The sequence below is a fragment of the Simiduia sp. 21SJ11W-1 genome (assembly GCF_024138675.1).
In the GTDB taxonomy this organism is placed as follows: Bacteria; Pseudomonadota; Gammaproteobacteria; order Pseudomonadales; family Cellvibrionaceae; genus Simiduia.
Genome location: NZ_CP090959.1, coordinates 3,090,903 through 3,114,547 on the forward strand (window position 1 = coordinate 3,090,903; position 23,645 = coordinate 3,114,547).

The 23,645-nt window shown below is 56.8% G+C and carries 14 protein-coding genes; 8 read left to right on the plus strand and 6 right to left on the minus strand.

The annotated features are described in order from the left end of the window. Positions 1-43 precede the first annotated feature (43 nt). From L1F30_RS13525 to L1F30_RS13540, 4 genes are all read left to right on the plus strand, one after another. Positions 44-1,873 (plus strand): phosphotransferase, encoded by a 1,830-nt coding sequence (locus L1F30_RS13525; RefSeq protein WP_253356764.1) that lies wholly within the window; start codon positions 44-46, stop codon positions 1,871-1,873. A 36-nt stretch (positions 1,874-1,909) separates the two neighbouring features. Then, entirely contained in the window at positions 1,910-2,299 is a 390-nt protein-coding gene (locus L1F30_RS13530) for a DUF2956 domain-containing protein (RefSeq protein WP_253356765.1), read from the plus strand. 78 nt (positions 2,300-2,377) lie between these two features. Next, a complete protein-coding gene (locus L1F30_RS13535; protein ID WP_253356766.1) occupies positions 2,378-4,129 on the plus strand; it encodes a hybrid sensor histidine kinase/response regulator in 1,752 nt (583 codons plus the stop codon). 32 nt (positions 4,130-4,161) lie between these two features. Continuing rightward, positions 4,162-9,747: an alkaline phosphatase D family protein gene (locus tag L1F30_RS13540; protein ID WP_253356767.1), complete on the plus strand. Its 5,586-nt coding sequence runs from the start codon at positions 4,162-4,164 to the stop codon at positions 9,745-9,747. A gap of 17 nt (positions 9,748-9,764) precedes the next feature. On the opposite strand, the gene L1F30_RS13545 is transcribed toward L1F30_RS13540, so the two are convergent. Both L1F30_RS13545 and L1F30_RS13550 read right to left on the minus strand, forming a co-directional pair. Then, positions 9,765-10,343: a hypothetical protein gene (locus L1F30_RS13545; protein WP_253356768.1), complete on the minus strand. Its 579-nt coding sequence runs from the start codon at positions 10,341-10,343 to the stop codon at positions 9,765-9,767. Further along, positions 10,324-10,884, minus strand: coding sequence for a YSC84-related protein (locus tag L1F30_RS13550; protein ID WP_253356769.1), 561 nt, complete (start codon positions 10,882-10,884; stop codon positions 10,324-10,326). Before L1F30_RS13550 ends, L1F30_RS13545 begins: the two co-directional genes overlap by 20 nt. 128 nt (positions 10,885-11,012) lie before the next feature. On the opposite strand from L1F30_RS13550, the gene L1F30_RS13555 reads away from it, so the two are divergent. After that, a complete protein-coding gene (locus L1F30_RS13555) occupies positions 11,013-14,978 on the plus strand; it encodes an EAL domain-containing protein (RefSeq protein ID WP_253356770.1) in 3,966 nt (1,321 codons plus the stop codon). A 16-nt stretch (positions 14,979-14,994) separates the two neighbouring features. Here L1F30_RS13555 and L1F30_RS13560 read toward each other — a convergent pair whose 3' ends face one another. The 4 genes from L1F30_RS13560 to L1F30_RS13570 all read right to left on the minus strand — a co-directional run bounded on the left by L1F30_RS13560 (position 14,995) and on the right by L1F30_RS13570 (position 18,360). Next, positions 14,995-15,633, minus strand: a complete 639-nt coding sequence (locus tag L1F30_RS13560; protein ID WP_253356771.1) for a hypothetical protein — start codon at positions 15,631-15,633, stop codon at positions 14,995-14,997. Between the two features lie 6 nt (positions 15,634-15,639). Next, a complete protein-coding gene (locus L1F30_RS17540) occupies positions 15,640-15,762 on the minus strand; it encodes a hypothetical protein (protein WP_256475979.1) in 123 nt (40 codons plus the stop codon). Between the two features lie 102 nt (positions 15,763-15,864). Further along, entirely contained in the window at positions 15,865-17,058 is a 1,194-nt protein-coding gene (locus L1F30_RS13565) for a GAF domain-containing sensor histidine kinase (RefSeq protein WP_253356772.1), read from the minus strand. Between the two features lie 108 nt (positions 17,059-17,166). Further along, positions 17,167-18,360 carry an MFS transporter gene (locus tag L1F30_RS13570; RefSeq protein ID WP_253356773.1) on the minus strand — a complete coding sequence of 398 codons (1,194 nt, stop codon included), beginning with the start codon at positions 18,358-18,360 and terminating at the stop codon, positions 17,167-17,169. A gap of 161 nt (positions 18,361-18,521) precedes the next feature. Between L1F30_RS13570 and L1F30_RS13575 the strand changes: the two genes are divergently transcribed. The 3 genes from L1F30_RS13575 (at position 18,522) to L1F30_RS13585 (ending at position 23,645) form a co-directional block, all read left to right on the plus strand. Further along, positions 18,522-18,746, plus strand: coding sequence for a FeoA family protein (locus tag L1F30_RS13575; RefSeq protein WP_253356774.1), 225 nt, complete (start codon positions 18,522-18,524; stop codon positions 18,744-18,746). Between the two features lie 18 nt (positions 18,747-18,764). After that, positions 18,765-20,858 (plus strand): ferrous iron transport protein B, encoded by a 2,094-nt coding sequence (gene feoB / locus L1F30_RS13580; protein ID WP_253356775.1) that lies wholly within the window; start codon positions 18,765-18,767, stop codon positions 20,856-20,858. Positions 20,859-21,032: 174 nt separating this feature from the next. Beyond that, positions 21,033-23,645 carry an ATP-binding protein gene (locus L1F30_RS13585; protein WP_253356776.1) on the plus strand — a complete coding sequence of 871 codons (2,613 nt, stop codon included), beginning with the start codon at positions 21,033-21,035 and terminating at the stop codon, positions 23,643-23,645.

The following is a 23,645-nucleotide window of genomic DNA, read 5'->3' on the forward strand; positions in this document are numbered from 1 at the left end:
CAAACCTGCTAACCTAGCAGCATCTGTTGGCATTCGAGCGATTATGGAACACCGCAACCTTCAGCACTTCTATATCAATGAAGAGCAGTCAATCTACCTGCTGAGCCACCGCGACGCCAAGAAACTCAAATCCTGGCTGGGCCTGTGTGAAGCGCAGTTGCGCAGGCTCGGCTATTCGGGCACCCGCATGATTGGCAAAGGTGCCTACGGCTTTGTGTTTGCCGCCAAAGACAGCAACAACCACGATTACGTGTTTAAGTTTTCGCGCATCACCTTGCCCCAGCACGTGCAAGACAGGCTAGAAGATGAAGGCTACATGCTCTCACAAGTGCGCCTGCCGGGAGTGCCTGCATTTGTGGAATTTCAGCGGGTGCACGGGCAATCCATATTGATGATGGAACGCGCGCCCGGTGTAAATCTGGACGACTATGCCCGGCGCGTAGGGCGCCTGTCACCCAGGCTGATTCTAAAAATCGCGGCCCAGCTGGCTGAAATTCTGCAGGGTTTAAGAGATCAAGCCGATCAAGAGCACCGCGCACCCATTGTGCATGGCGACATCAAGCCCTCCAACCTCATGTGGGATGAAACCACCGAAAAACTGCGCCTTATAGATTGGGGGGCTGCGGTATTTGCACAGCTAGACGCCCAAGGCCAATACGCCACCAATAGCGGCCTAAGCGCCCTAACGGTAGATGCCGCCCAAACCAATGCAAAACTTGGCGACATTTATTTTATTGGTGAAGATCAACTTAACGGCGGCCTTTCTTCACCGCGTTTCGATGAACAAGGCGCGGCCGGCACCCTCTACGCGCTGGCCTCTGGTCAATCCAGCCGGTTTGGGCGCCATGTCATTACGCCAAACTCATTAGGCTTACCTAAAGAGTTTGCCCGCATGCTCACCCATTTGATGAGCGAGGAAAAACAACACCGTGACGCCGCCGGCGATTACTGGCTCAACAACATGCGCTACATGAAGCACATAGTCACGGGCAATCAGCAGCAGGTGGATAACAACGATGCCCACTCGCTGCTGCCCATAACCAGCTACCCCAAAACACGGGAAGTAGATACCGTGGTATACAGCTCGCGCAAATCTTTTTTGCGTCGCGAAATGGATGACGTCACCTTTGCAGCCATTGACCCAACCGAGCTGGATAAATACTACAAGAATTTTTTAACCGGCATGGGCGACACAGAAAAAGCCTTTGTAACCGCCGTAAGCCACCTGGGCCGCTACCCCTTGGTGGGCGGGCTTGCCATTCATTGGGATGACGCCGGCATTCACATAGATTCAAGCCTGAACCTCTACGATGAATCGCTAGTGCCGGCCTTTACCACGGCGGTAAACAACATGGTGCACCTTGGCCGCGCCATCAATAAGCAAGGGGTATTTAAAAGCTGTATTTTTGATGCCCGAAAAACGCTGCACATTGAACGAAAAAGCCCAGCAGACCCATTCCGTATTCAGCCCAACCAAACCATCGAGTTTGACATTGTGGCTCCCCACACGGGCGATCAATCTTCGCGCTCGCATTCGTACTTTGAAGATGGCGACGACCCGGATGAAATGCTGGAACTGCCGCCAGAAATCATGGCGCCGATCCGGCAAATGAACCAAATTTATCACTCTGGCTGCATTATTTTTGAAAGCCTTGAGAAAGATCTTAAAATTCACAATTACCTGCGCCTGCGCGACCCAAGCCGCGAGCAGGAATTTCGCCGCTGCCTCAATACCATTTTGGCCAACATTCACCACATAAAAGGCCTTGGGGTTTCGGGATTCATGAAACTCCCCTATCGCGACACAAAAGTATTCCCATTAATGCGCGAACAGCCCGAGCGGTTTTTCGATTTCACCACACTGCGCCGCTAGCTAAATACAAGGTGCAGCCACCCGCGGGCGAACGCCGTGAGCTGTGCCCCTGCTGGCCGCCACATGGGTTACAATGGCGCCTTTTGCAGGCCCATTGCCATGCCGAAAGCCAAACCTTCAGCCAAAACACAACAAGACGCTCAGGATATTGCGCGAGCCACCCAGCGCCCGGGCCAAACCAAGGAGCAAACCAAGCTCATTGCCCAGGGCATTCAAAAGGGCATAGAGCAATATAAAAAGCAGCAAAAAGCCAAACTGCGCGAGCGCGACAAGGCCCAGAAAAAGGCCAAGACAAGCGAGCCACAGGCAGTGGCAAACCCCACGCCCGCGGCTACCAAGCAGCACCCGCTGCCCTGGTGGCTACTCGGTATTTCCTGGGCCGCCTTTGCCGCCTACCTGGGCCTTGGCGGCGGCAGCCTGCTTTAAAGGTTTAGTACTTTCGGTTAAGCTCGAAAATCAACCGGGGTACCGAACCAGGACGCAACCTAAGCCCAGAAGGCGCGCATGGAATCCGCAGCACATAAAAACAACGAAAACATCACCGCCGAGCTGATTCGCATGCTGGCGCAACAGGGCCGGATTACCCCAGCGCCCATGCTTGCCGCACTTGCGGTTATCGCCTTTTTCGCCTCAGACACTTTGCCCCGCGCGCTATGGGCCGGCTGGTTTTCCGTGGCCGCAATTTTGCTGTTCGTGCGCGCCCAGCTGCTGGCCCGGCTGCCAGAGATGACCCAGTTCAGCCAGCGCCAACGCCTGAATTTCACCTTGTTGATTACCTTTTTGAACGGCGTGATGCACGGCCTGCCACTGCTGTGCTTTGGCTACTTCACCGAGCTTGAGCGCGCCGTAATCACCATGATTTTACTCGGCACAAGCTCTATTAATGTGTCTACCACTGCCGGTTACCGGCCCATTGCCGTGGCCTACACCCTGCCCACGCTCGGGCTTGCAGCCTGCGTATGGGGCGTGCATGGCTGGGGCACCCCCATGGATTGGACATCGCTCTCGGTGGCCGGGCTCATTGTGTGTTACTTGCCACTGCTGATAAAACTTGCCGGTAACGGCTTTCGGATTTTTGAAAGCTCTTACCGCGAGCGGCTGGTGCAGTCGGCCGTAAATACCCAGCTGCAAAATATTTTGGAGCAGGCTGAATCTGCCTCCTCTGCCAAAACGCGGTTTTTGGCCTCGGCCTCGCACGATTTGCGCCAGCCCATTCACGCGCTCTCGCTGTTTGGTTCGGCCCTGAGCAAGCGCCCGCTGGATGAAGAATCGCGCGATATCGTGATGCACATGGAAACCGCCCTCAAGGCCTTGGCCTCACAACTGGATTCACTCCTGGATATCTCCAAGCTCGATGCAGGCGTGGTAAATATCAACAAGCAAACCTTTAACCTGCTAGATATGGCCGAACGGTTGCAGGTGGAATTCGGGCCTGCCGCCGAGGAAAAGGGCCTGTCGGTATGGCTGGATTGCTACGTAGATGTGTACGTTGATACCGATGAAATTTTATTTGAACGCATTTTGCGCAACCTTTTATCCAACGCCATCAAATACACAGATCACGGCAAGATCATGCTCTCGATCAATGCCGAAGAGGAGCTGGTAACCGTGTCTGTGGTAGATTCCGGCCGCGGTATCCCCAAGAACGAGCAGCAGCGCGTATTTGAAGAGTTCTACCAGCTGGAAAACCCCGAGCGCGATCGCCGCAAGGGTTTGGGGCTGGGGCTTGCGATTGTGAAGCGGCTGGTGAAACTTTTGGATATCAAGTTCTCGCTCTACTCGGTGCCCTCCGATGGCACGCGTATTTCCCTCACCCTGCCCATCAGCGAGTCCACGCCCGTTACCACGCCAGACAAACCCAAGGTAGTGGCCTCGTGGGAGTCACTGAGGTTGCTGGTGGTAGACGATGAAATGGAAGTGGGCCTGGGCATGCAGGCACTGCTGGAAACCTTCGGCGCCACGGTGGATGTGGCCGATTCCACCGCCAGCGCACTGGAACTGGCACTGGCCAACCGGCCCGACATTTTGCTGGCAGATTTCCGCTTGCGCGGCGAAGACAACGGCCTTGAAACCATTCGCAATCTGCGCGCCATCTACCCCAAACTGCCCGCTATTCTCATTAGCGGCGATACCGCGCCAGACCGCCTGCGCGAGGCCAACGAAGCCGGTATTAAACTGTTGCACAAACCCGTGGCCGCCCCGGCCCTGGAAGATGCCATTGCCGAGGCCTGTAACCTGGCGGTAACGGAAACCTAGCCACATACACCCAAATCATAAGGACCGCGCACATGGAACGCGCCAGCCAATGGATTTCTGAACGCTTCGAAAACCTGGTTCAACAAGCCACAACAGACACCCAAAAACTCGCCTTCGACCTGCTAATTGTGGGCAGCGGTTACGGTGGCGCCATCGCTGCGGCCACCCTGGCCGGCAGCACCCACAATGGCAAACCCCTGCGCATTGCGGTACTTGAACGCGGCGATGAATTTCTTACCGGCATGTTTCCAAGCGCCATGGAAGAGCTGCCCACCCAGGTGCGGGGCCTGGCGGGCAACAACGCCTTTGGCCAGCGCCAGGGGTTGTTTGATATTCGCGCCAACGGCGACATGAACGTGCTCACCGCCAATGGCCTGGGCGGCGGCTCGCTCATTAACGCAGGCGTCATGGCCAAGCCCTCGGCCCGGGTGTTCAACCAGCAGTGGCCGGCGGCCCTGCGCGAAGCACAGGCGCTGGATTTCACCCGCACAAGCCAACTGCTGGGCGCCACCGATGCCGAAGGCCAGGCCAACACCATTGAGCGCGCAGCCCACATACCACAGAAGTACCACCAACTGAGAAAACTGGCGCCCAATCAGGCCAGTGCCGCGCCCATTACCGTGGCGCTCACCGACGGCGACAATCAGGCCGGTGTGAGTATGAGCGCCTGCAACCAATGTGGCGACTGCGCCACCGGCTGCAATCAGGGCGCCAAAAACTCGCTGGATGTGAATTTGCTGGTACAGGCCAAGCGTAAGGGCTGCGAGCTCTACACGGGCGTGAGCGTCTCAAAACTGCAAAAGCAGGCCGATGGCAGCTGGTGCTTGGCCTGCTACTACACCCACGACAAATTGCGCGCTGGCCAAAAAAAGCCCATAGAACTGCACGCCCAGAAGGTGATTCTGGCGGCGGGCACACTGGGCAGCACCGAAATTTTAATGCGCTCGGCCAGTGATGCCCTGCCACTTTCGCGCAGGCTTGGGCAGGGGTTTTCCGGCAATGGCGATGCCATCGTTGTGGGCTACAACCAGCGCGAGGCGGTGAACGCCATCGCCTGGAGCAAAGACAAGCCCAGCAGCCGGGCCGTGGGGCCAACCATCACCGGCATGATTGATCTGCGCGATCAGGCAACGCCGTTGATCATTGAGGAAATGGCCGTGCCCGCCCCCATGGCGCGCATTTTTGCCGAGCTCTATACCACCACCAACAGCCTGCATAACCTCGGCGAGCCAGATAACGACGATCACCCCCGCGACCAACCGAAAAACGACCCGCTGTCGCTCAATCGCAAACACCTGGGCCACACGGCCCTTTATGCCGTGATGAGTGATGATGGCGCCGGCGGCTCATTGGAGTGGCCCGCAGATCCAGCCACCCTTGCCAGCGCCCAAAGCCTGCCCGAAGGCGCCCTGCAGGTGCGCTGGCCCGAAGTTCGCAACAACAAACTATTTGAAAAACACATTTGCCAGCTGCGCAAACTTGCCGCCAAGCACCTAGGCGGGCGCATACTCAGCAACCCCGCCTGGAACCCGCTACCAGACAACATGGCCAGCCTGTTTGACAGCGAAAAAGGCCCGCTGCTTACGGTGCACCCGCTCGGCGGGTGCGCCATGGCCGATGATGCCCAGCAAGGCGTGGTGAACCACTTGGGGCAGGTGTTTAACGCAGGCCCCGAAGGCGGCCTGCACGAGGGGCTGGTAGTGCTGGACGGCGCCATTATTCCCACCGCACTCGGCATCAACCCGGCGCTCACCATCGCGGCCCTCGCCCTGCGTGCAGCCGAGCAGCTGCAAAGCCTGTGGCAATGGCAGGCAGCCACAGCAAAGGCCGATAAAGCGAACCCCTTAACGCTGCGCCCGCGCTGGCGCGATACCGACTTTCCACAAACCGGGTGCGCCACCGAAATAGAAGTTAACGAGCGCCTCAATGGTGAAATCACCCTGCAAACCCGCCAGGGCAAGCAGCGCTATATTGCCGAGCTGACCTTAAGCTTTGCCCCAAAGGCCGCCGAGGATTACTTCTGGACCGAGGGCGAAGACGAGCCGCAAAAACGCAAAGTACACCTTAAGCGCGCGGCCGATGGCAGCGCCTTGAGCGAGCTGCGCCTGTTCGAACCCGGCGAATGGCACGCCCTGATGCGCGCCAAAGCCACCGAGGCCGAAATGGCCGCGCAGGCCAAGCTCATTGCGCCGGTAAGCGGCGAGCTTGAAATCATGCACCGGCAAGCGCGTACGGCGCGCGCGCGCGTAGTGAAAGCGGCCGCCGCCTACATTGTGAACCGCGGCCTGCGCGATTTTGCAGACGCCGCCAGCGCCCGCGTGCGCGGCTGGCTTTACCGGGCGCCGGCGCCACGCACGAGTGTGGTCCAAAAAATACGCGACCTGTGCACCCTGGCCAGCCACTCGGGGCAGGTGCGGCTATTTGAATACCGGCTGCAAGTGCACCGCCCGGAGGGCGGCAAGGGGGGCTGGCCTGCGCCTTTTAGCGCATTTGAAAGCGCGCCAACCCATGAAATTCACGGTGAAAAACACATCACCTACACCTGCGCCGCCAACCCTATTCAGCAACTGTCGGAACTCAGCATTACCCGCTTTCCCGGCTGCAGCCAAAAAGCCGTCACGCTGGCCTTCGACAATCGCTACCTGGCCCGGCGCGACAAGCCGCTGCTGCGCATTGTGAAGCAGGCGAATTTAGTACGAGGGTTTACTGACCTGCTCTCGTTTCACTGCTTTTTTGTGCGCCTGCTGATTCACACCCACGTGTGGACCTTTCGCAAGCCAGACGCCCCCGTGGCGCGCCAACCGCGGCGGCTGGCAGGCCCGCTAACCGGCCTGCCCGCGCCCGAAATCCGTGAGCTGGAAGTAGACAGGCTAGAGAACGGCCTGCCCATTCACATTCGCCTGACCCGCTACCCCAACCCAAGTGCCAAAGACAAAACACCGCTGGTGATGCTGCACGGCTACTCGGCCTCCAGCACCACCTATGCGCACCAGGCGCTGGATACCAGTGCGGCGGCCTATTTTCACAAGGCCGGGCGCGACATCTGGCTGGTGGATTTGCGCACCTCCTGCGGCATGCTCACGGCCATGCTGCCCTGGCACTTTGAAGACGTGGCCTTTAAAGATATTCCCTTGGCGTTCAGTGAAATACTGTCTATTACCCGGGCCTCCCAGTGCGATGTTATTGCCCATTGCATGGGGGCGGCCATGCTCAGCATGGCTGTGCTACAAAAGCCACCGGCGGGTGCCCCCTACTTCAAAATGCGCAACGAGCTGCCCGATAAGTTGCGCCACGTGGCCCTGAGCCAGGTAGGCCCCAAGGTCAGCTTCAGCCCAGACAACATGACCCGCGGCTACCTGTTAAAAAATGTGCGCCACCTGCTGGGCAACCTGCCCTACCAGTTCCGCCCGAGCGATGCGCCCTCTATGGCGGAATCGGTATTAGACAGGCTCTTGCAGGCACTGCCCTACCCGCGCGCAGATTTCGCCCGTGAAAACCCGCTACTGCCCGGGCGCAAGGTGCGCTGGTCGGCCACCCGCAGGCGCATTGATGCCCTGTTCGGGCGCGCCTTCAGCTTGCAAAACATGCCCGACCGGTTGCTTGATCACATAGACGACATTTTTGGGCCGCTGTCGCTCGGCACCCTCGCGCAAACCATTCACTTTGCCTTGCAAGAGCAAATCACCAACTACCAGGGCGAGAACTGCTACGCCACGCGCGAGAACTTTGCCGAGCGCTGGCGCTTTAATACCCTCACCCTGCACGCCGCCGACAGCGGCCTGGCCGACGTAGGCACGGCCACCCTCATGGCCTCGGCACTGGGCAACCTTGAACGGGACGGCCCACCCGTAAGCACCCGGCACCACATCTTCGAGGGCTTTGGCCACCAGGATCTGCTTATCGGGCGCGGGGCCAATAAGGTATTCAAGGAAATTAAGCGGTTTTTCGACGCGCCCGCGCGCTATCAGCAACCCGAAGCCAGCAAGGCACGGGTGCGCCTGGCGCCCACCGTAGCGCTGGATGCACCGGCGCTGGGGCCGGTGATTGGCCCGGCCACCGCCTGCCAACTGCCGGTAATGCTTGGGGTAGACGCCGCCGGGCGCGCGCCCGAGTACCTGCTGTTTGTGCGGCTCGACCAACAAGGCCAGCCCACGGGCACCCTGGCCGCCGATGCGCCAGGCCTCAGCGAACACTTTCAACTGCACTACGCGCACCCTGTACGCCATCAGTGGATGAAGTTCTTACTGCCGGTGGCTGCGGCCAATGCGGCAGCGCAGCGCTGGCTGCCGATTTTGGTACACGATTATGCCGAGCCCTTGGCCCAGCTGCCGGTACACGCAGCACTGCCGGCCAACCTGCTCACCCTGTTCAATGAAACCCGCAGCACTGAAATTGGCGCCCGGGTGAAAGCCACACTGGCCCGGGTACTGCCGGCCTGCGCCAAAGATCTAGCCGCAGGGCTCGCCCGTGCGCAGGCCTGCCAGCTGCACTGGCCCGCCCCGCGCACCGGCAGCATTGAGCTGGCGGTAGCGGCCTGCCAGTACCCGGCCATGCTGTTCGATCACGCCTGCGCCTACCGCTCCTACGAGCGCCTGGGCGAGCGGCTGCACAAGGGCGCATCGCCATCGCTGATGCTGCTCATCGGCGATCAGGTATACGTAGACCCAACCGCCGGCATGGCAGATGCCCAAACCTATCACGAGCGCTATGTGGCGCCCTACCACGAGTGGCTAAAACAGCCCCCCGTGCGCGATGTGTTGCGCAGGCTGCCCAGCTACATGATGCCCGATGATCACGAGATCGCGAACGACTGGGATCAGCAGCAAGGCCAAACCCAGCACTACGCCCAGTGGACGCCCGCACGCAGCAGCTACCTGTTGTTCCAGCGCCAGGCCAATATCATGCCCGCGCCCAACAACCGCTGCCAACCGTTGGAAAACACCCCGGCCGAGCCACCCACGCCACCGCTTTGGCAAACCCTAAGCCACCAGAAGCTTGCGCTCTTTCTGGCCGATAGTCGCACCGAGCGCAGCGGGCGCACCCCCGCCAAACCGGCCCAGCCGCTCATGCTGCCAGCCCAGTTTGATGCCCTGAAAGCCTGGCTGTTGGCAACGCCTGCCGAACAGCCCAAGCTTGTGGCCACCGCCTCCATGCTGCTGCCGCGCCGGTTGCGCTCGGTCACAGGCAGTGGCGCTGCCTGCCAGTCAGATGCCTGGGATGGCTACCCGCAACAGCTGCATGCACTGCTGGCCTTCATTGCCGAGCAGCGCATTCAAAACCTGTTGTTTGTCTCGGGCGATGAACATTTATCCAACTGCGTGACCATCACCTTCAATACGCCCGACGGCCCGCACCGCTGCTACTCCATTCATTCCTCGGCACTCAACGCACCCCTGCCGTTTGTGAACACCCGGCCAGAGGAGCTTGCCGGCAATGAGACCTTTGTGCTGAACACACCCAACGCCAACATCAGCTGCAATGTGGCCACCGAGTATTTCCCCGGCGACGGATTTGCACTGCTTAAACTGGAAGAAACCGCCGCAGGCCGCTGGCGCTTTAAGTGTGAATTTGATCGCGAGCAAGGCACGCGCGCGCCCGTTGAGGGGCACTGGGAGTAATGTAAGAAAGCAGTAAACTAGGGGACTTTCGGTGTAGAAGTAGGCGTAGGTGTAGGCGCTGGTGTGGCAGGCAGCCTCTGGTAGTAGCCATCAAACAGGGTATGCCAGTCAGGCGCCTTGGCCCCGGTTGAGCGCGCCTGCCAATGCTGGCGCACCCGTCCATCAGGGCCTGCCGACCAGCTGATGCGGTGGTACTGCTGCCCGTCGGCACTCTCGCCTTCCAGCACCATCTTGCCCTCTGTCAGGCCGCCTTCCAACAACAGCAAGCCGCCCTGGTTATCTACCCAGGTTTGGTGCCAGCGCGAGCGTGCGGCATCAAAGAGTGTGAAACTCTGGCCGCTGTAACCTGTGGGTGTGTGGTAGCGCTCGTGCAATACACAGCCGTTTTCAATGGGCTGGATGTGGTTGTAACCGGCCAGGCGCCCGTCTGGCCGTAGCACTTGCCACTGGCCTAGCCAGAAATCGAACTGCCGGTATTGCGGGCCATCGCAGCCGGCGGCCCCGGCAGGCAATACCAGCAAGGCCGCGAGCCCCGGCGCACGCAAGCCACGCCAGAGCTTGCTCAAACAACCGGGTTTAACGGGGGGTATAGCCATACTTTTGCCCGGCAATGGCCGCCTCATACATAAGCCCACCCTTGGCCACAGTCATCACCGCCATGCCCTTGGTGTAACTGGCCTCGGCCTGCCTGGTGCGCTCGGCGTGCGAGCCGGTACTGGCACTTACGCCGGTGGTACTGGCCGAGGCCTGGGCGGCAGCGGTAATGGCGATCGCGCTGGCGCCGGCGCCAAATTCAAAGTTGCCGGAGGTAAAATCGTCGAAGGCGCGCTTGTCTTGCAGGAAGATAATCTGGCTGTAAGCCTGGCCGCCCATCTGCAAGCCTACCGAGAGCTGGGTCATGGAGGTTGAACCCACCACCTGCTCACCGCGATACACCCGGCCATTGCCGTGGGCCGCACCCACGCCCAGGCCCCCCTTCACAATGGAAGGAAACACCGCATAGGCGTAGGCACTGTCAAAAAACTTTTGCGCCACGGGTGATTGCTTAAAGGTGGCCAACGCATCGGAATACACATCGGCCCGGGCAACCATGGGCAACAGCATCACTAACAAAAAATACAGGGCTTTCAAACGCATCACATACCTCCTGATAGACAAACTCACCCGCGCGAGACTAACCCAACTGCACAGAAATAACAGTGAACCGGCCAGCAAGGCTTGGTTATTAGGCTAGTATTTATTGAACATCTGCGATTTTTCAGCCCATGAAGACACCCACAGCCCTGACTGTCGGCATTACTGCATCACTGCTGTTGGGCACCCTCGCAGGCGCCTACACCGCCCATGAAAACAGGCAGCTTGCAGAGCGCCAGCTCACGCGGCACACCCACCTGGCAGCCAATTTACTCTACAGCCAGATGCAGCAAATAGACCTCAAACTGCAGGCCTTGCAAGGCTTGGTCATGGGCGCAGGGCTAACCCCGCATACGATACCCGATCACGAACATCTGGGCCGCTACCTGGCCAATACCCCGCCGCTCGCAGGCTTTCCGCTGATACGCGGCTTTTGCCTGATCCAGCCGGTAGAGGCTCACCAAACAGAAGCGTTTGTGGCCCTGGCGCGCCAGCAAATACCAGACTTCACGCTCAAGCAATACGCTGACCACGAGGGTTCGCGTTTTGTGCTGACCTACATCGAACCGGTGGCAATCCTTGGCAATGCCTATGGGCTGGATTTAGCCTCAGAGCCCATGCGCAAAGCGACACTTGAACGCGCCTTAGCGCTGGGGCGCGCACAGCTTACCCCGCCCTTGGCGAGCACCGGCAAAGCGCTGCATTCAACGCCCGATTATTTAATAACCCTGCCCGTGCGGCTGCCAGAAGATCAGGCGCTACTGGGTTGGGTGGGCGCGCCTGTGTATACCGAGGATCTATGGCCCGCCATTACCAGCACCGATTGGATCACTTTCACCCTGCAAGACGGCGCAACAACCTTTAGCAACCGGCCGCAAAATCCTGCGCCCAAAACTGCAGAGAGCCTAGCCACTCGCCTGCTGTTGGGCAACTTTACAACTAGCCGCCCAGGCCAGCCGTTGAGCGCTGAAAAAACCTTCAAGGTGATGGGCCGGCAATGGCAATTACAGGCCATGCCAACGCCTGCGTTTTACCAGCAGCTCAACACGGCCTCGGTGGCTTACGCCGCGTTCTTGGCCAGTGTGTTGGGGCTAACTATTACGCTGCTCGGCCTTTATGCAAGGCGCCGCCAGTTAGATAAGGAAGAGCTGGAAAGAAATCAACAAACGCTACTGGGCCAACTGATTGACGCCGCGCCCTGCGGCATGATGTTTATTGATCAGGACCATCGCTTTGTAGCCGTTAACCAACGCCTGTGCGACCTCACAGGCCACCCACGCGGAAAATTGATCAACGCCTACTTTCACTTGATCATGGGCAAAACCGATGCCGGTGAAAACCTGCTGGCCAACTCCACCAGCCAACCCTCGCACACGATTGGTGACATCAGCTTTGAGATGATGGCCAAGCGTGCAGACGGCAGCCAGTTCCCGGCAGCGGTGGGGTTTTCAACCTTGGCGGTGGGTGAGCAACGCTACATAGTCGCCACACTGGATGATATCAGCGCCCGCAGGGCCATCGAACAACGGGTACAAGATAGCGAATACCTGTTTCGCAGCCTGGCCAGTGCCATGCCACAGCACGTATGGATGGCAAACCAAGATGTTGGGCTGACATTTATCAACTCACGGATGAAAAACTACTTTGGCCGCGAGTTGGATCAACTGCAAGTAAGGCACTGGCCCGAGATGATCCACCCGGAAGATTTAGCGGCCACCCAATCTGCCTATGAATACAGCATAAAGCATAGTTCGGAGTTTGAAGCCGAGTGCAGGTTAAAACGCCATGATGGCCAGTACCGTTGGCACATCACCCGAGGCTACCCTATTGTTGACCAAAAAACACAAAAACTTATGTGGTATGGAACCAACACCGACATAAGCGACTATAAAAAAATTCAAATTGAAAGTCAGAATCACGCAAAGAATACCCAAGCAATATTAGATAGCGTTGCTGACGCACTCATTACTATTGATGAGTCTGGCATCATGACAACTGTCAACCAATCAGCCACCACAATGTTTGGCTACTCCGAGGCAGAGATGGTGGGTGAAAATGTCAGCCTAATCATGCCAGAACCTCACAAATCCATGCACAACCGTTACCTTGAAAAATACCGGCGCACCCACGAAGGAAAAATCATCAGGCAGGTTTCAAATCTTGAAGGGCGACATAAAGACGGAATGCTATTTAAAATTGAATTACGGGTGGCCGAAAACAATCAATTTGGAAAGCGCTACTTCGTAGGCATGATTCGCGACATCACAGAACGCTACTACAATGAAAAGCTGCTTGAATCCCAGGATAAAATACTCAGCCTAATTGCCCGCAATACTGAAATGCACATCATTCTTGATGAGCTAGTTCGTGACATTGAAAATCTCACCCCAGACCTACGAGCCTCCGTTCACACCTTAGACCCGAATAAAAACCGGCTCATGCACGCCGCAGCCCCATCACTCCCCGCCAACTACAACGCAGCCATGAACAACTTGGAAATTGGCCCAAAGTCAAGCTCATGTGGGGCAGCTGCGTTTTTTGGAAGACAAATTATTGTGGAAGACGTACTTAAAGACCCGACATGGAATGATTTCCATAATCTTACTGAAATAGGAGGGTTTCGCGCTTGCTGGTCTACCCCAATACTCGCCAAAAACGAACTGCTTGGTATATTTTCGCTTTACCTAAGCAAGCCACTATCTCCCTCAAGGCTACATCAGCGCATTATCAATATGGCCACCCACGTGGCATCGCTTGCCATTAGCCACGAGCGCCGCGAAACCCAAATTCGGCAATTGGCCTTTTACGACTCGCTCACCAAGCTACCGAATCGCTCGCTCGGGCTAGACAGGCTCACTCGCGCCATTGCCGATGCGCACCGGCGCGATGAAAGGTTGGCGGTAATCTTTATTGACCTGGACGGCTTTAAAAACATTAACGACAGCCTGGGCCACCATGTGGGCGACAAGCTGCTGGTGATGGCCAGCAACCGATTAAACGACTGTGTGCGCGAAAACGACACCGTTGCACGCCTGGGTGGCGACGAATTTTTCGTCATACTAAACGGCACATCAGACAACATCGCCGATGTGGTTTCAGAGAAAATTCTGGCTGCCATGAGCGACGAATTTCAAATAGACAACCAATCGCTGCACGTTTCCTGCTCAATGGGCATCGCACTGTTTCCGGCAGACGGTCACGATGCGGCCACTCTGTTGCGCAACGCCGATGCCGCCATGTACAAAGCCAAAGAAGATGGCCGCAACACGGTGAAGTACTACACCGCCGACATGAACCGATCAGCTGTTGAGCGCATTACCATTGAACAGGAAATTCGCTTGGGCCTTGCCCGTGGCGAGTTCGAACTTTTCTATCAACCACGGGTAAATAACACCACCAACACACTGATTGGGCTGGAGGCACTGGTGCGCTGGCAGCACCCACAACGCGGATTTTTGCCGCCCAATGTGTTTATTCCCATTGCCGAGCAATCCGGGCTCATTGTGGCACTTGGCGAATGGGTATTGCTGAAAGCCTGCAGCCAACTTAAAGAGTGGCTAGATGCCGGCTACCACCCGCTTGCCGTGTCGGTAAACTTGTCGCCACGGCAATTTCACGACCAGACGTTGATTGAGAAAGTTACCCGTGCCTTGACGCAGGCCGATCTTCCGGCCCAGCACCTGGAACTTGAGATTACCGAAAGCATGGTAATGGATGAAGGCCCCAATATTATTGCCACCTTGAATGAACTGAAAGCCGTGGGCGTAAATCTGGCCATTGACGATTTTGGTACCGGCTACTCAAACCTTGCGCGGCTCAAACACCTGCCGGTGGATGTAATCAAAATAGATAAATCTTTTGTAGATGGCATCCCACATGATGCAGACGACGTTGCCATTGCAACTTCTATTATCGCCATGGCGCGTCATCTTCGCTTAAAAATTGTGGCAGAAGGGGTAGAAACCCATGAACAGCGGCAGTTTTTACGTGCACAACAATGTGATGAAATGCAAGGCTATTTGTTTGGCAAGCCGGAGTCTGCCAGCCGCACCTGGGCACTCTTAAGCGACGCAAAATCCCAACCCACGGCCCGTTAATTTAAGGTGCCTGCACCTAAGTTTTTTTGCGGGCCAAGTACTTAAGGGCAATCTGTTCGCTGCGGGATGCTTTTAGCCAGTGGCGCGAGGCCTCTACATGGCGCGCCATTTTATCGGCCAGTAAATTTCTCAGCTGCTCCGCCAACATCACATCGCGCTCAAACAAACGATCAAAATTCAGCTCGAACAATTGCAGGCAGGCGATGTCTTTCACATAGTGCAGCCCGCGCAGGCTTTTAAGCTTTGCCAGTGGCAGCACTTGCTTGCTGTGCAGTTTATTGAGATCTACCAAATCTTCCCAGTCGGCCTGAATGAATTCATTATGGCTGGTGTCAAAGGTGGCTAACTGCGGAAAGTCGGTATCGTCTGAAGGGTCGTAATACAGAAAATGATCGCTAGGCATCAACCAGCTTTCGGGCAGTTTAAAGTGGGTGCCGGCCTTGGGCTGAATGCGGGGCAACTGGCGGCTATTGCCAGTATCAGACAAGCGGTACTCTACTACCAAACGGTGTGAGCTGCCCGTGTGTATCGCAAAGCCGCGCTCCATCACCAAACAAAAAAGCTCGAAGTGTTCATCCAGGGTTTTTTGCGACAGGTGCGCGGGCCTATGGGCGCGCGCCAATAAGGCTTTTACGCTGGCGGTGGCGTCATCCATGGCGACTCATTCCCCCGCCGCACGGGCGGCCAGCAGACGCTCGCCGGTTGGGGCATAGCTGCGAGCGCCAGAAAAGAGAATGTGGCCACCAATGAACTTGGCGTTTATAAACGAGCGAGGTGTGTGCATGTCCCTGCCTGGGCGTGTTTCCTGTGGCGCATCATAACGCCGCGCCCTGCGCAAAACAATTACACAGGGGCCAGGCAATAGGCCCATTCAGCGCTCACTGGATTACTCGGCCGGAGGCAGCGTAAAACAAATGCGGGTGCCGGCGGTGTAATCCCTATCCAACCAAATGCGCCCGTGCTGCATTCGCACAAAATCATAACAAAGGCCCAAGCCAATACCATGGCCATGCTCACCATAGCTGCCTAGCTGGCTTTCCACAGGCCCGGTAAAAAGCTTGCCGGCAAGCTCGGCATCTATGCCCGGGCCCTGGTCTGTCACGCTCACCACCACTTCACCCCCCAAATGCTCAGCATGTAAGGTGATCTCACCGCCTTTAGGCGAGTATTTAATGGCATTGGCCAACAGGTTGCGCAGCACGGTATTGGTAAGGGTTGAATCGGCCCGCACTTCAAGCTCTGGCGGAACCTCTTGCGTTAAGGTGAGCGATTTGAGCGGCAGCGCATCGCCCAGCAGCTGCAAGTCGGCATTCACAAGCTCGCTCAGGGGCAGGTTCTGCAGCTGCAGGCTGTAAGCGCCCATGCGCTGCTGCGACCACTGGAGCAATTCATCGAGCAGCTGATACACATTGGTTGCTGCATTCAAAATAGAGTTGGACATCTCCACCACCCGCTCGGGCTTTGCGGCATCTGCCTTGGAGCTGAGCCTGCGTGAAAAACCCAAAATGCTGTTGAAAGGTGCACGCAAGTCGTGGGCAATCACGGCAAACATCTTTTCCCGGTTTTTATTGAGCTTGATCAACCGGCGGTTGTGCAGGCGCAGCTCCAGCTGGGTTACTACCTGTTTGGCCAAAGTTTTCAGTGCCTGGCGCTGAACATCGGTTAAGTGTTTGGGCTGCTGGTCTATCACGCACAGGGTACCCAACGGCAGGCCCTGTTCGGTAATGAGCGGTGCGCCTGCGTAAAAGCGGATATCGGGGGCGCTTTCTACCAGGGGGTTATCGGCAAAGCGTTCATCTTCTGTGGCGTTGGGCACCTCAAACACTTCATCTTGCAAGATGGCGTGCGAGCAAAACGCAATGGAGCGCGGGGTTTCATCGGCATCCAGCCCCACCTTGGATTTAAACCACTGGCGATTTTCATCCACCAGGCTAATAAGCGAGATGGGCGTGCCGCAGATGGCGCTGGCAATTTCGGTGAGGTCATCAAAGGCGGCTTCGGCCTCTGAATCCATAATCTGGTATTGCTCTAATAGCGCCAGGCGGTCAGATTCTAACGGGTGAAAGGGTGCGCTCTTCATATTAATGAGAACCTTGTGCCAATAAATGTCAACTCACCCAACAAGTATAGGCACAAGCAGCCAAACTGCAGCGCTAGCTGCAAGGTGCCGTGCAGGTGCGGCCTTTGCTTAACTGCCCGCCTCCCAAGCCGGGCGGGTTTTACGGGCCAACACCAGCGCAAGCGACACACTCGCCAACATAATCAACGCCATGGCCTGGGGCAACGCCATGGGCAGTACCGTGGCCAAACTGCCCAAAAGCCCGCCGGCGCTAAAGCGCACGGTGGTTTCAAAGGCCGTGGCACTGCCAAAGTACTTATCCAGCACGTTTAAAAACATGGCCGAACCCGAGGGCCCAATGGCCGCCGCCGTGCCGATGGCCACCATGATAGTGGCGAGCGTGAGCGCCAGGGGTGGCTGCATAAACACGCTCACAAGGCACATAGGCACCAGCGATGCCCACTGGATCTTAAGGCCCGTGCGGAATATATGGCTTGGGGCAAAACGCCCCACCAACCACTTGCCCAGCCGGTTGCCCAACAAAATAGACACCGCAAAGGCCCCAAAGGCAAAGGGAAACTGCGCCGCACTCAGCGCGTAGCTTTCCATCAACAAAGGGCTGGATACCGTCACAAACACCAGCCCCAACAGCCCACTACAACTGATAGTAAGCGCTTGCAAACGCGCCAGGTGCATGCCGTGCTTGGTGAAGGTCCAGATGTAGGCATACTGGCTAAAACCCGCCGCTAACGAAAGTTTGCCACTGATGTGCTGATTGGTTTCACGCACCCAAATAAATACCACTACCAACATCACTACAGCGGCGGCAAAGCTCAACCAAAATATGCTCTGCCAACCCAGGGGTAACATGGCAGACCCCACTAAAGGCGCAAGAATGGGCGTGAGCATTACCACAAACACAATTTGCGCAATTTGCGCGGCCAGCGCCTGAGGCGGGGTGACATCTTTCACAATGGCGGTGGCGGCCACCATAATCAGGCCGCCGCCAAACCCTTGAAGTAGGCGCCAACTATTGGCCCAGAGCAATGTGTCTGACCACACCAAGAGCAGCGAGCTTAGGGTAAACACCACCAGGCCAAACAGTGCCACCGGCCGGCGCCCCTTTTGGTCAGACACAGCGCCCCCCAGCAGCTGGCCCGCCGCCAGCCCCAACAGGAAGTTACTCACCGTCCAGCTCACCGCGCCGGCACTCACCCCTAGGTGCGCCGCCAGCAGCGGAATGGCGGGCAGGTAGCTGTCCATAGCCAAGGGCGACAGCGCCACCATGGCGGCTATTACAATCATCAAACGGGGTGTGCTCAAGCTGGATACTCCTCAGCGGCAGCGTAATAGGGGCGACGAACAAGCCTTGATGTTAGACGAGGAGAAGAACATAATTACGAAAGATAATAGTTCTCATCTTGCTTAAGGTGCCACGGCACTTAACAGATGACAACGCCCACCCAGCTGCACAGGATAGTTTTGTGACTCTTGATCAACTCAATCTCCGCCAATCAGCCCGCGTTGTTGCCATTCATAGCGACAGTTCCGTGCTGCATAGCCACTGTGCCCAGCTGGGTATCGCCCCGGGCGCACCCATCGAGGTGCTGCATCGTGCCGTGGGCCGCGGCCCTATGCAAGCCAAAGTCCAAGGCGCGCTCTACGCCATTCGCCAGGAAGACGCAGCGGCCATCGAAGTCACCGTTTAATCCTTTATAGGCCAATCTGTGAAACAAATTGCTCTGGTGGGCAGCCCCAATTGCGGCAAAACCACCCTCTTTAACGTATTGACCAAATCCAACCAACGCACCGGCAACTGGGCGGGCGTCACGGTTGAACAAAAAATCGGCACCCTCACCCTCGGCGGCGAAGCCTGCGAGCTGATAGACCTGCCCGGGGTGCACATGCTCACCGATTGCCCCCTGAGCATTGATGCAAAAATCACCAACGACTACCTGCACAACGCCAAGCCCGATGCCATTTTGCTGGTGCTCGATGCCACCCAGCTGCGCCGCCAGGCAGAGCTGATCCCGCAGGTGATGGCCACAGGCCGCCCGGTGGTGATTGCCCTGAACATGATGGACGCCCTGGCAGATCACGGCCTGGAGCTTGAGCTCACCGAGCTAAAGGCCCTGCTGGGCGGGCGCTTGATTGAAATTTCTGCCGCCAAAGGCACGGGCCTTGGGGCGCTAACCCAGGCGCTGGGCTTTGCCCTTCAATCCCAACCGGCCCCCGCCGCCGGCGATGCAGAAAGCGGTGCGGTTGATTGCAGCTGCAACCCCCTGCCCCATGAGCCACTGTCGCACGACGGCCTTTTGGCAGCCATTGATCGCGCCACCACCTTTACCGGCCAGCCCACCCTTACCGAACGCATCGACCGCTGGCTGCTACACCCGGCACTCGCCATCCCCAGCTTTTTACTGGTGATGTATTTGCTGTTTATGGTGTCTGTGCAGTTTGGTGCCATATTCATTGATTTCTTCGACATCTGGCTTGGCAGCTGGGTGGTGGAAGGCCTGCGCTGGGTGCTCTCTATAGCCGGCGCACCCGACTGGCTGATCGCCTTTGTGGCCGACGGCATTGGCGCAGGTATTCAACTGATTGCCACCTTCATCCCCGTTATTGGCGCGCTTTATCTGTGCATGTGCTGGCTGGAAGATTCCGGCTATCTGGCGCGCGCAGCCTTTGTGATAGATGGCGTAATGAGCCGCATCGGCCTGCCGGGCCAGGCGTTTATTCCGCTGATTGTGGGCTTTGGCTGTAACGTACCCTCGGTGATGGCCGCACGCTCTTTGAACTCTATCTCCGCACGGCTCACCACTATTTTTATTGCGCCTTTTATGTCGTGCAGTGCGCGCCTGTCTGTGTATGTGTTTGTGGGCAGTGCCTTTTTCCCGGAGCAGGCGGGCCTGGCCATTTTCTGCCTGTATTTGCTTGGCATTATTGTGGCGGTGGGCTCGGCCTGGCTGCTGCGTAAAACCCTGTTCGGGCGCTACCACGAGCCCTCCATTCTGGAGATGCCGTCTTACCGGCGGCCCGTGTGGCGCAACGTATTCACCCAAGCGGGCCACCGGCTGCACAGCTTCATGATGCGCGCAGGCAAGCGCATTATGCTGGTGGTGATAGTGCTTTCGTGCCTGGGTGCGGTAAAAACAGACGGCAGCTGGGGCGCCCCGGGCAGCCCCGATTCCGCCCTGGCCTGGATAGGTAAAAAACTCACTCCCATGCTTACGCCCATTGGCATTGGCGAAGACAACTGGCAAGCCACCCTTGGGCTTTTCTCTGGTCTGTTTGCCAAGGAAGTGATGGTGGGCACCATTCAAACCCTCTACACCCACGAAGGCGAAGATGCAGCCTTGGCCAACACCGACATGCCGGATTTCATGGGCGATTTGGGCGAGGCCTTTGGGAGCGTGGCCGACAACGCCAAGGCGCTGGTAGGTATTGAGGCAGAAGCAGACCCGAATGCGGATTTAAGCCTGATTGCCAACAGCCCCATTGCCAACCTCTTCCCGTCGGCGTGGGCTGCATTTTGCTTTTTGGCTTTCGTGCTGCTGTACGCGCCTTGCGTGGCCACCTTGGGTGCCATGCAACGGGAGGCGGGCTCTGGCTGGCTGCGCTTTTCGTTGATCTGGAGTTTAATGCTGTCTTACTGGATTGCCTCAAACCTGTGGCAACTCAGCCACCTGCTTGAGCGCCCCATTTATGCAAGCCTCTGGTTTGTAGCATCAACGGCGGTGCTGGCACTGGTTTACAGCCTGATAGTCAAGCGCGTGCGCGATAAGCACCTGGGCGAAATTCAAGTGGTGAACCTGACCTAAGCGCACACTCAGCACCCTGACGGCCTTGCCAGCCGTTTGCTATTTGCCGTTTGCCGTTTGCTGTTTGCTGTTTGCTGTTAACTGTGAACTATTCACTAACCACGCACTACACGCCACAAACCCATAAGCTACACTGCATACCTAAATCACCTGCAGCGATAGCTTATGGAGCGAATGGATCACGCACACCGATTACCCCGGCTGCTTGTGGCCTTCGTCGGGTTGCTTGGGGTGATCGTCATTATTGGCTGGCACACGGCCTCGCCCACTATTGTGCAACTTAGCCCCAACTGGGCGCCCATGCAGTACAACACGGCGCTGTGCATGCTGCTTACGGCTTGCATGCTGCTTGCAGATTGGGCCGCACGCACACGCACTGCCCGTATACTTGCCACAGCACTCATTGCCCTACCACTACTGACCTTGGTGCAATACCTAACGGGCGCAGACTTTGGCATAGACCAGCTATTCATCACCCCGTTTGTGGATACACAAACCTCGCATCCGGGGCGCATGGCACCCAATACCGCCTTGGCATTTATCATGATTGGTGCCACCGGCTGGTTACGCCCTGAGCACCGCTACCAGCACCTTCTAATCACGGCACTCGCCTCGCTCACCCTTTGGCTGAGCCTGCTCGCGCTGATGGGCTATTTATCAAACTTAACGCCTGCTTACGGTTGGGGCAGCCTGACGGCCATGGCCGCACACACTGCCATTGGTTTCGTGCTTTTATCGGCCGCCATTATTTTAACGGCCCTGTTTCGCTACCAGGCCGAGGCACCCATTGAGTGGCAACTGGCCTGTGCAGCCCCGTTGATGCTAATGCTGATACTGGCGTTTCAGCTAGTGCCCATACGCAACAGTGAAATCTTGCGTGAAGAAAAAACCCAGGCAGATCTGGCACTGCTACAAGAGCATATTTACCTTAAGCTCAACTGGCTGGATTTAATGCTGAATGAAAACTTCACCGGCCTGCCTTCCAGCGAGGTAAGCAATCATTTCGCAATTCGCGTCCAAAGCACTCAAAATGCCTCCGTGCCGCTGCTGTTTCACATGGGTTCACAACGTTTCATCAGCCTCACCCCACTGAAAGAAACCATTCAAACCTTTGCTCAGGCAAACGACTACAGCTATCAACTGGCAAATGCACAGGGTATTGCATTACTGGGCGCGGCCGATCTGCCAATCAACACCTTTACCGGCCAGTTGCAACTTACTTTTGGTGGAGAACCCCTTACCTTAACCATCACCCCAAACACCCTGGCCAGCAACAACCGGCTTACAGAAACCAACACCTTTATTCTTGCCATAAGCCTCACAACTTTGGTGGGCTTTTTTGTGATACTGCGCAATATTCGCAGGCGTTCAAAAGCAGAGGCCGAAGCCGCAGCACTTTACGCCCGCTTCAAACAGGCGATAAACACCTTCAACGAAGGGTTTGCCATTCTCACCCCTGATGGCACCATCACCGACAAAAACAACAAACTCAACAACCCGCACGCCAAGCACTTGTGCGACCTCATAGAACCCACTGCCGCACGCGAGCTGCTGGATTACCTATATTCACCTGATACAGAAAGTAAAACCCTGAAAACCACAAGCCGTGATGGTGCCCCCCTGGCGGTAAATCTTGCGAACATTCCAGGCTCAGACAGCTTTGTACTGGTATCGGTCAATCTGCGGGAATCCTTGGGGCAACTGAAAGTACTCGAGCACCAACAAGCGCTCATTAACAGCGCCTTTAATGCCAGCACCAACGGCCTGTGCGTACTGGACGGCAAGCTCACCGTTGTAAAAGCAAATCAAACCCTGTGCGACTGGTTCAAAAAAAGTGAAGCGCAACTGTTAGGCCAGCCGCTGGCAAATGTCCTGCTGGGTGAAAATACCACCAAACTCATAATTGAGCTGGAAAGCATCAGCGCCAACCCGGGTATTACCCGGGAGCTTGAGATAAAACTGAACATAGACAACCACACCTCCTGGATGCAGGCCCGTGGAGCTTCCGAGTTTTCACCTGACAGTAAATCTATGCTCACCACCTTAAGCCTCAAGTGCATAGACCAACAGAAATCGCTAATTGAACAACTCAACCAAAGTATCCTGGAGCTCTCGAAAAGCAACGAGGAACTAGACCAATTCGCCTATGTAGCCAGCCACGATTTAAAATCGCCCCTGGTGGGCATCAAAAATATCAGCGACTGGCTAGACGAGGATTACCACCACCTGCTGCCCGAAGAGGGCCGTAAACACCTGCAGCTGATTCGCTCGCGCTGCCGTAGAATGATGACCCTGCTAGACGATTTACTGCAGTATTCCCGCGCAGGCAGGCTGGATAAGGCCTATGACACCATAGACTTAAAGTCCTTTGCCCAAGACATCCTCAGCATGTACGACATCCACCAAACCTTTAGCCTTCACTGCGACGACACCACACTGCACGCACCAAGGGTACCCCTGGAAACACTGCTGAGAAATCTCGTTAACAACAGCATAAAACACCACCACTGTGATAGCGGAAATATCTATATCACGGTAGAAGAAACCAGCAGAGGGGTCACCCTGCACTACAGCGACGACGGCCCAGGTATTGACGAGAAGTACTACACTAATGTTATTAAGCCTTTCACCACCCTTGCCCCCAAAGACAAAACCGAAGGCAGCGGCATGGGCTTGGCAATCATTGCCAAGATCGCAGACAGCCTTAACGGCAAGCTTACCTTGGGGCGAGGCCCTGAAGGTGGATTGAAAGTCAGCCTGAGGTTACCCAATAAGGAGATCCAATAG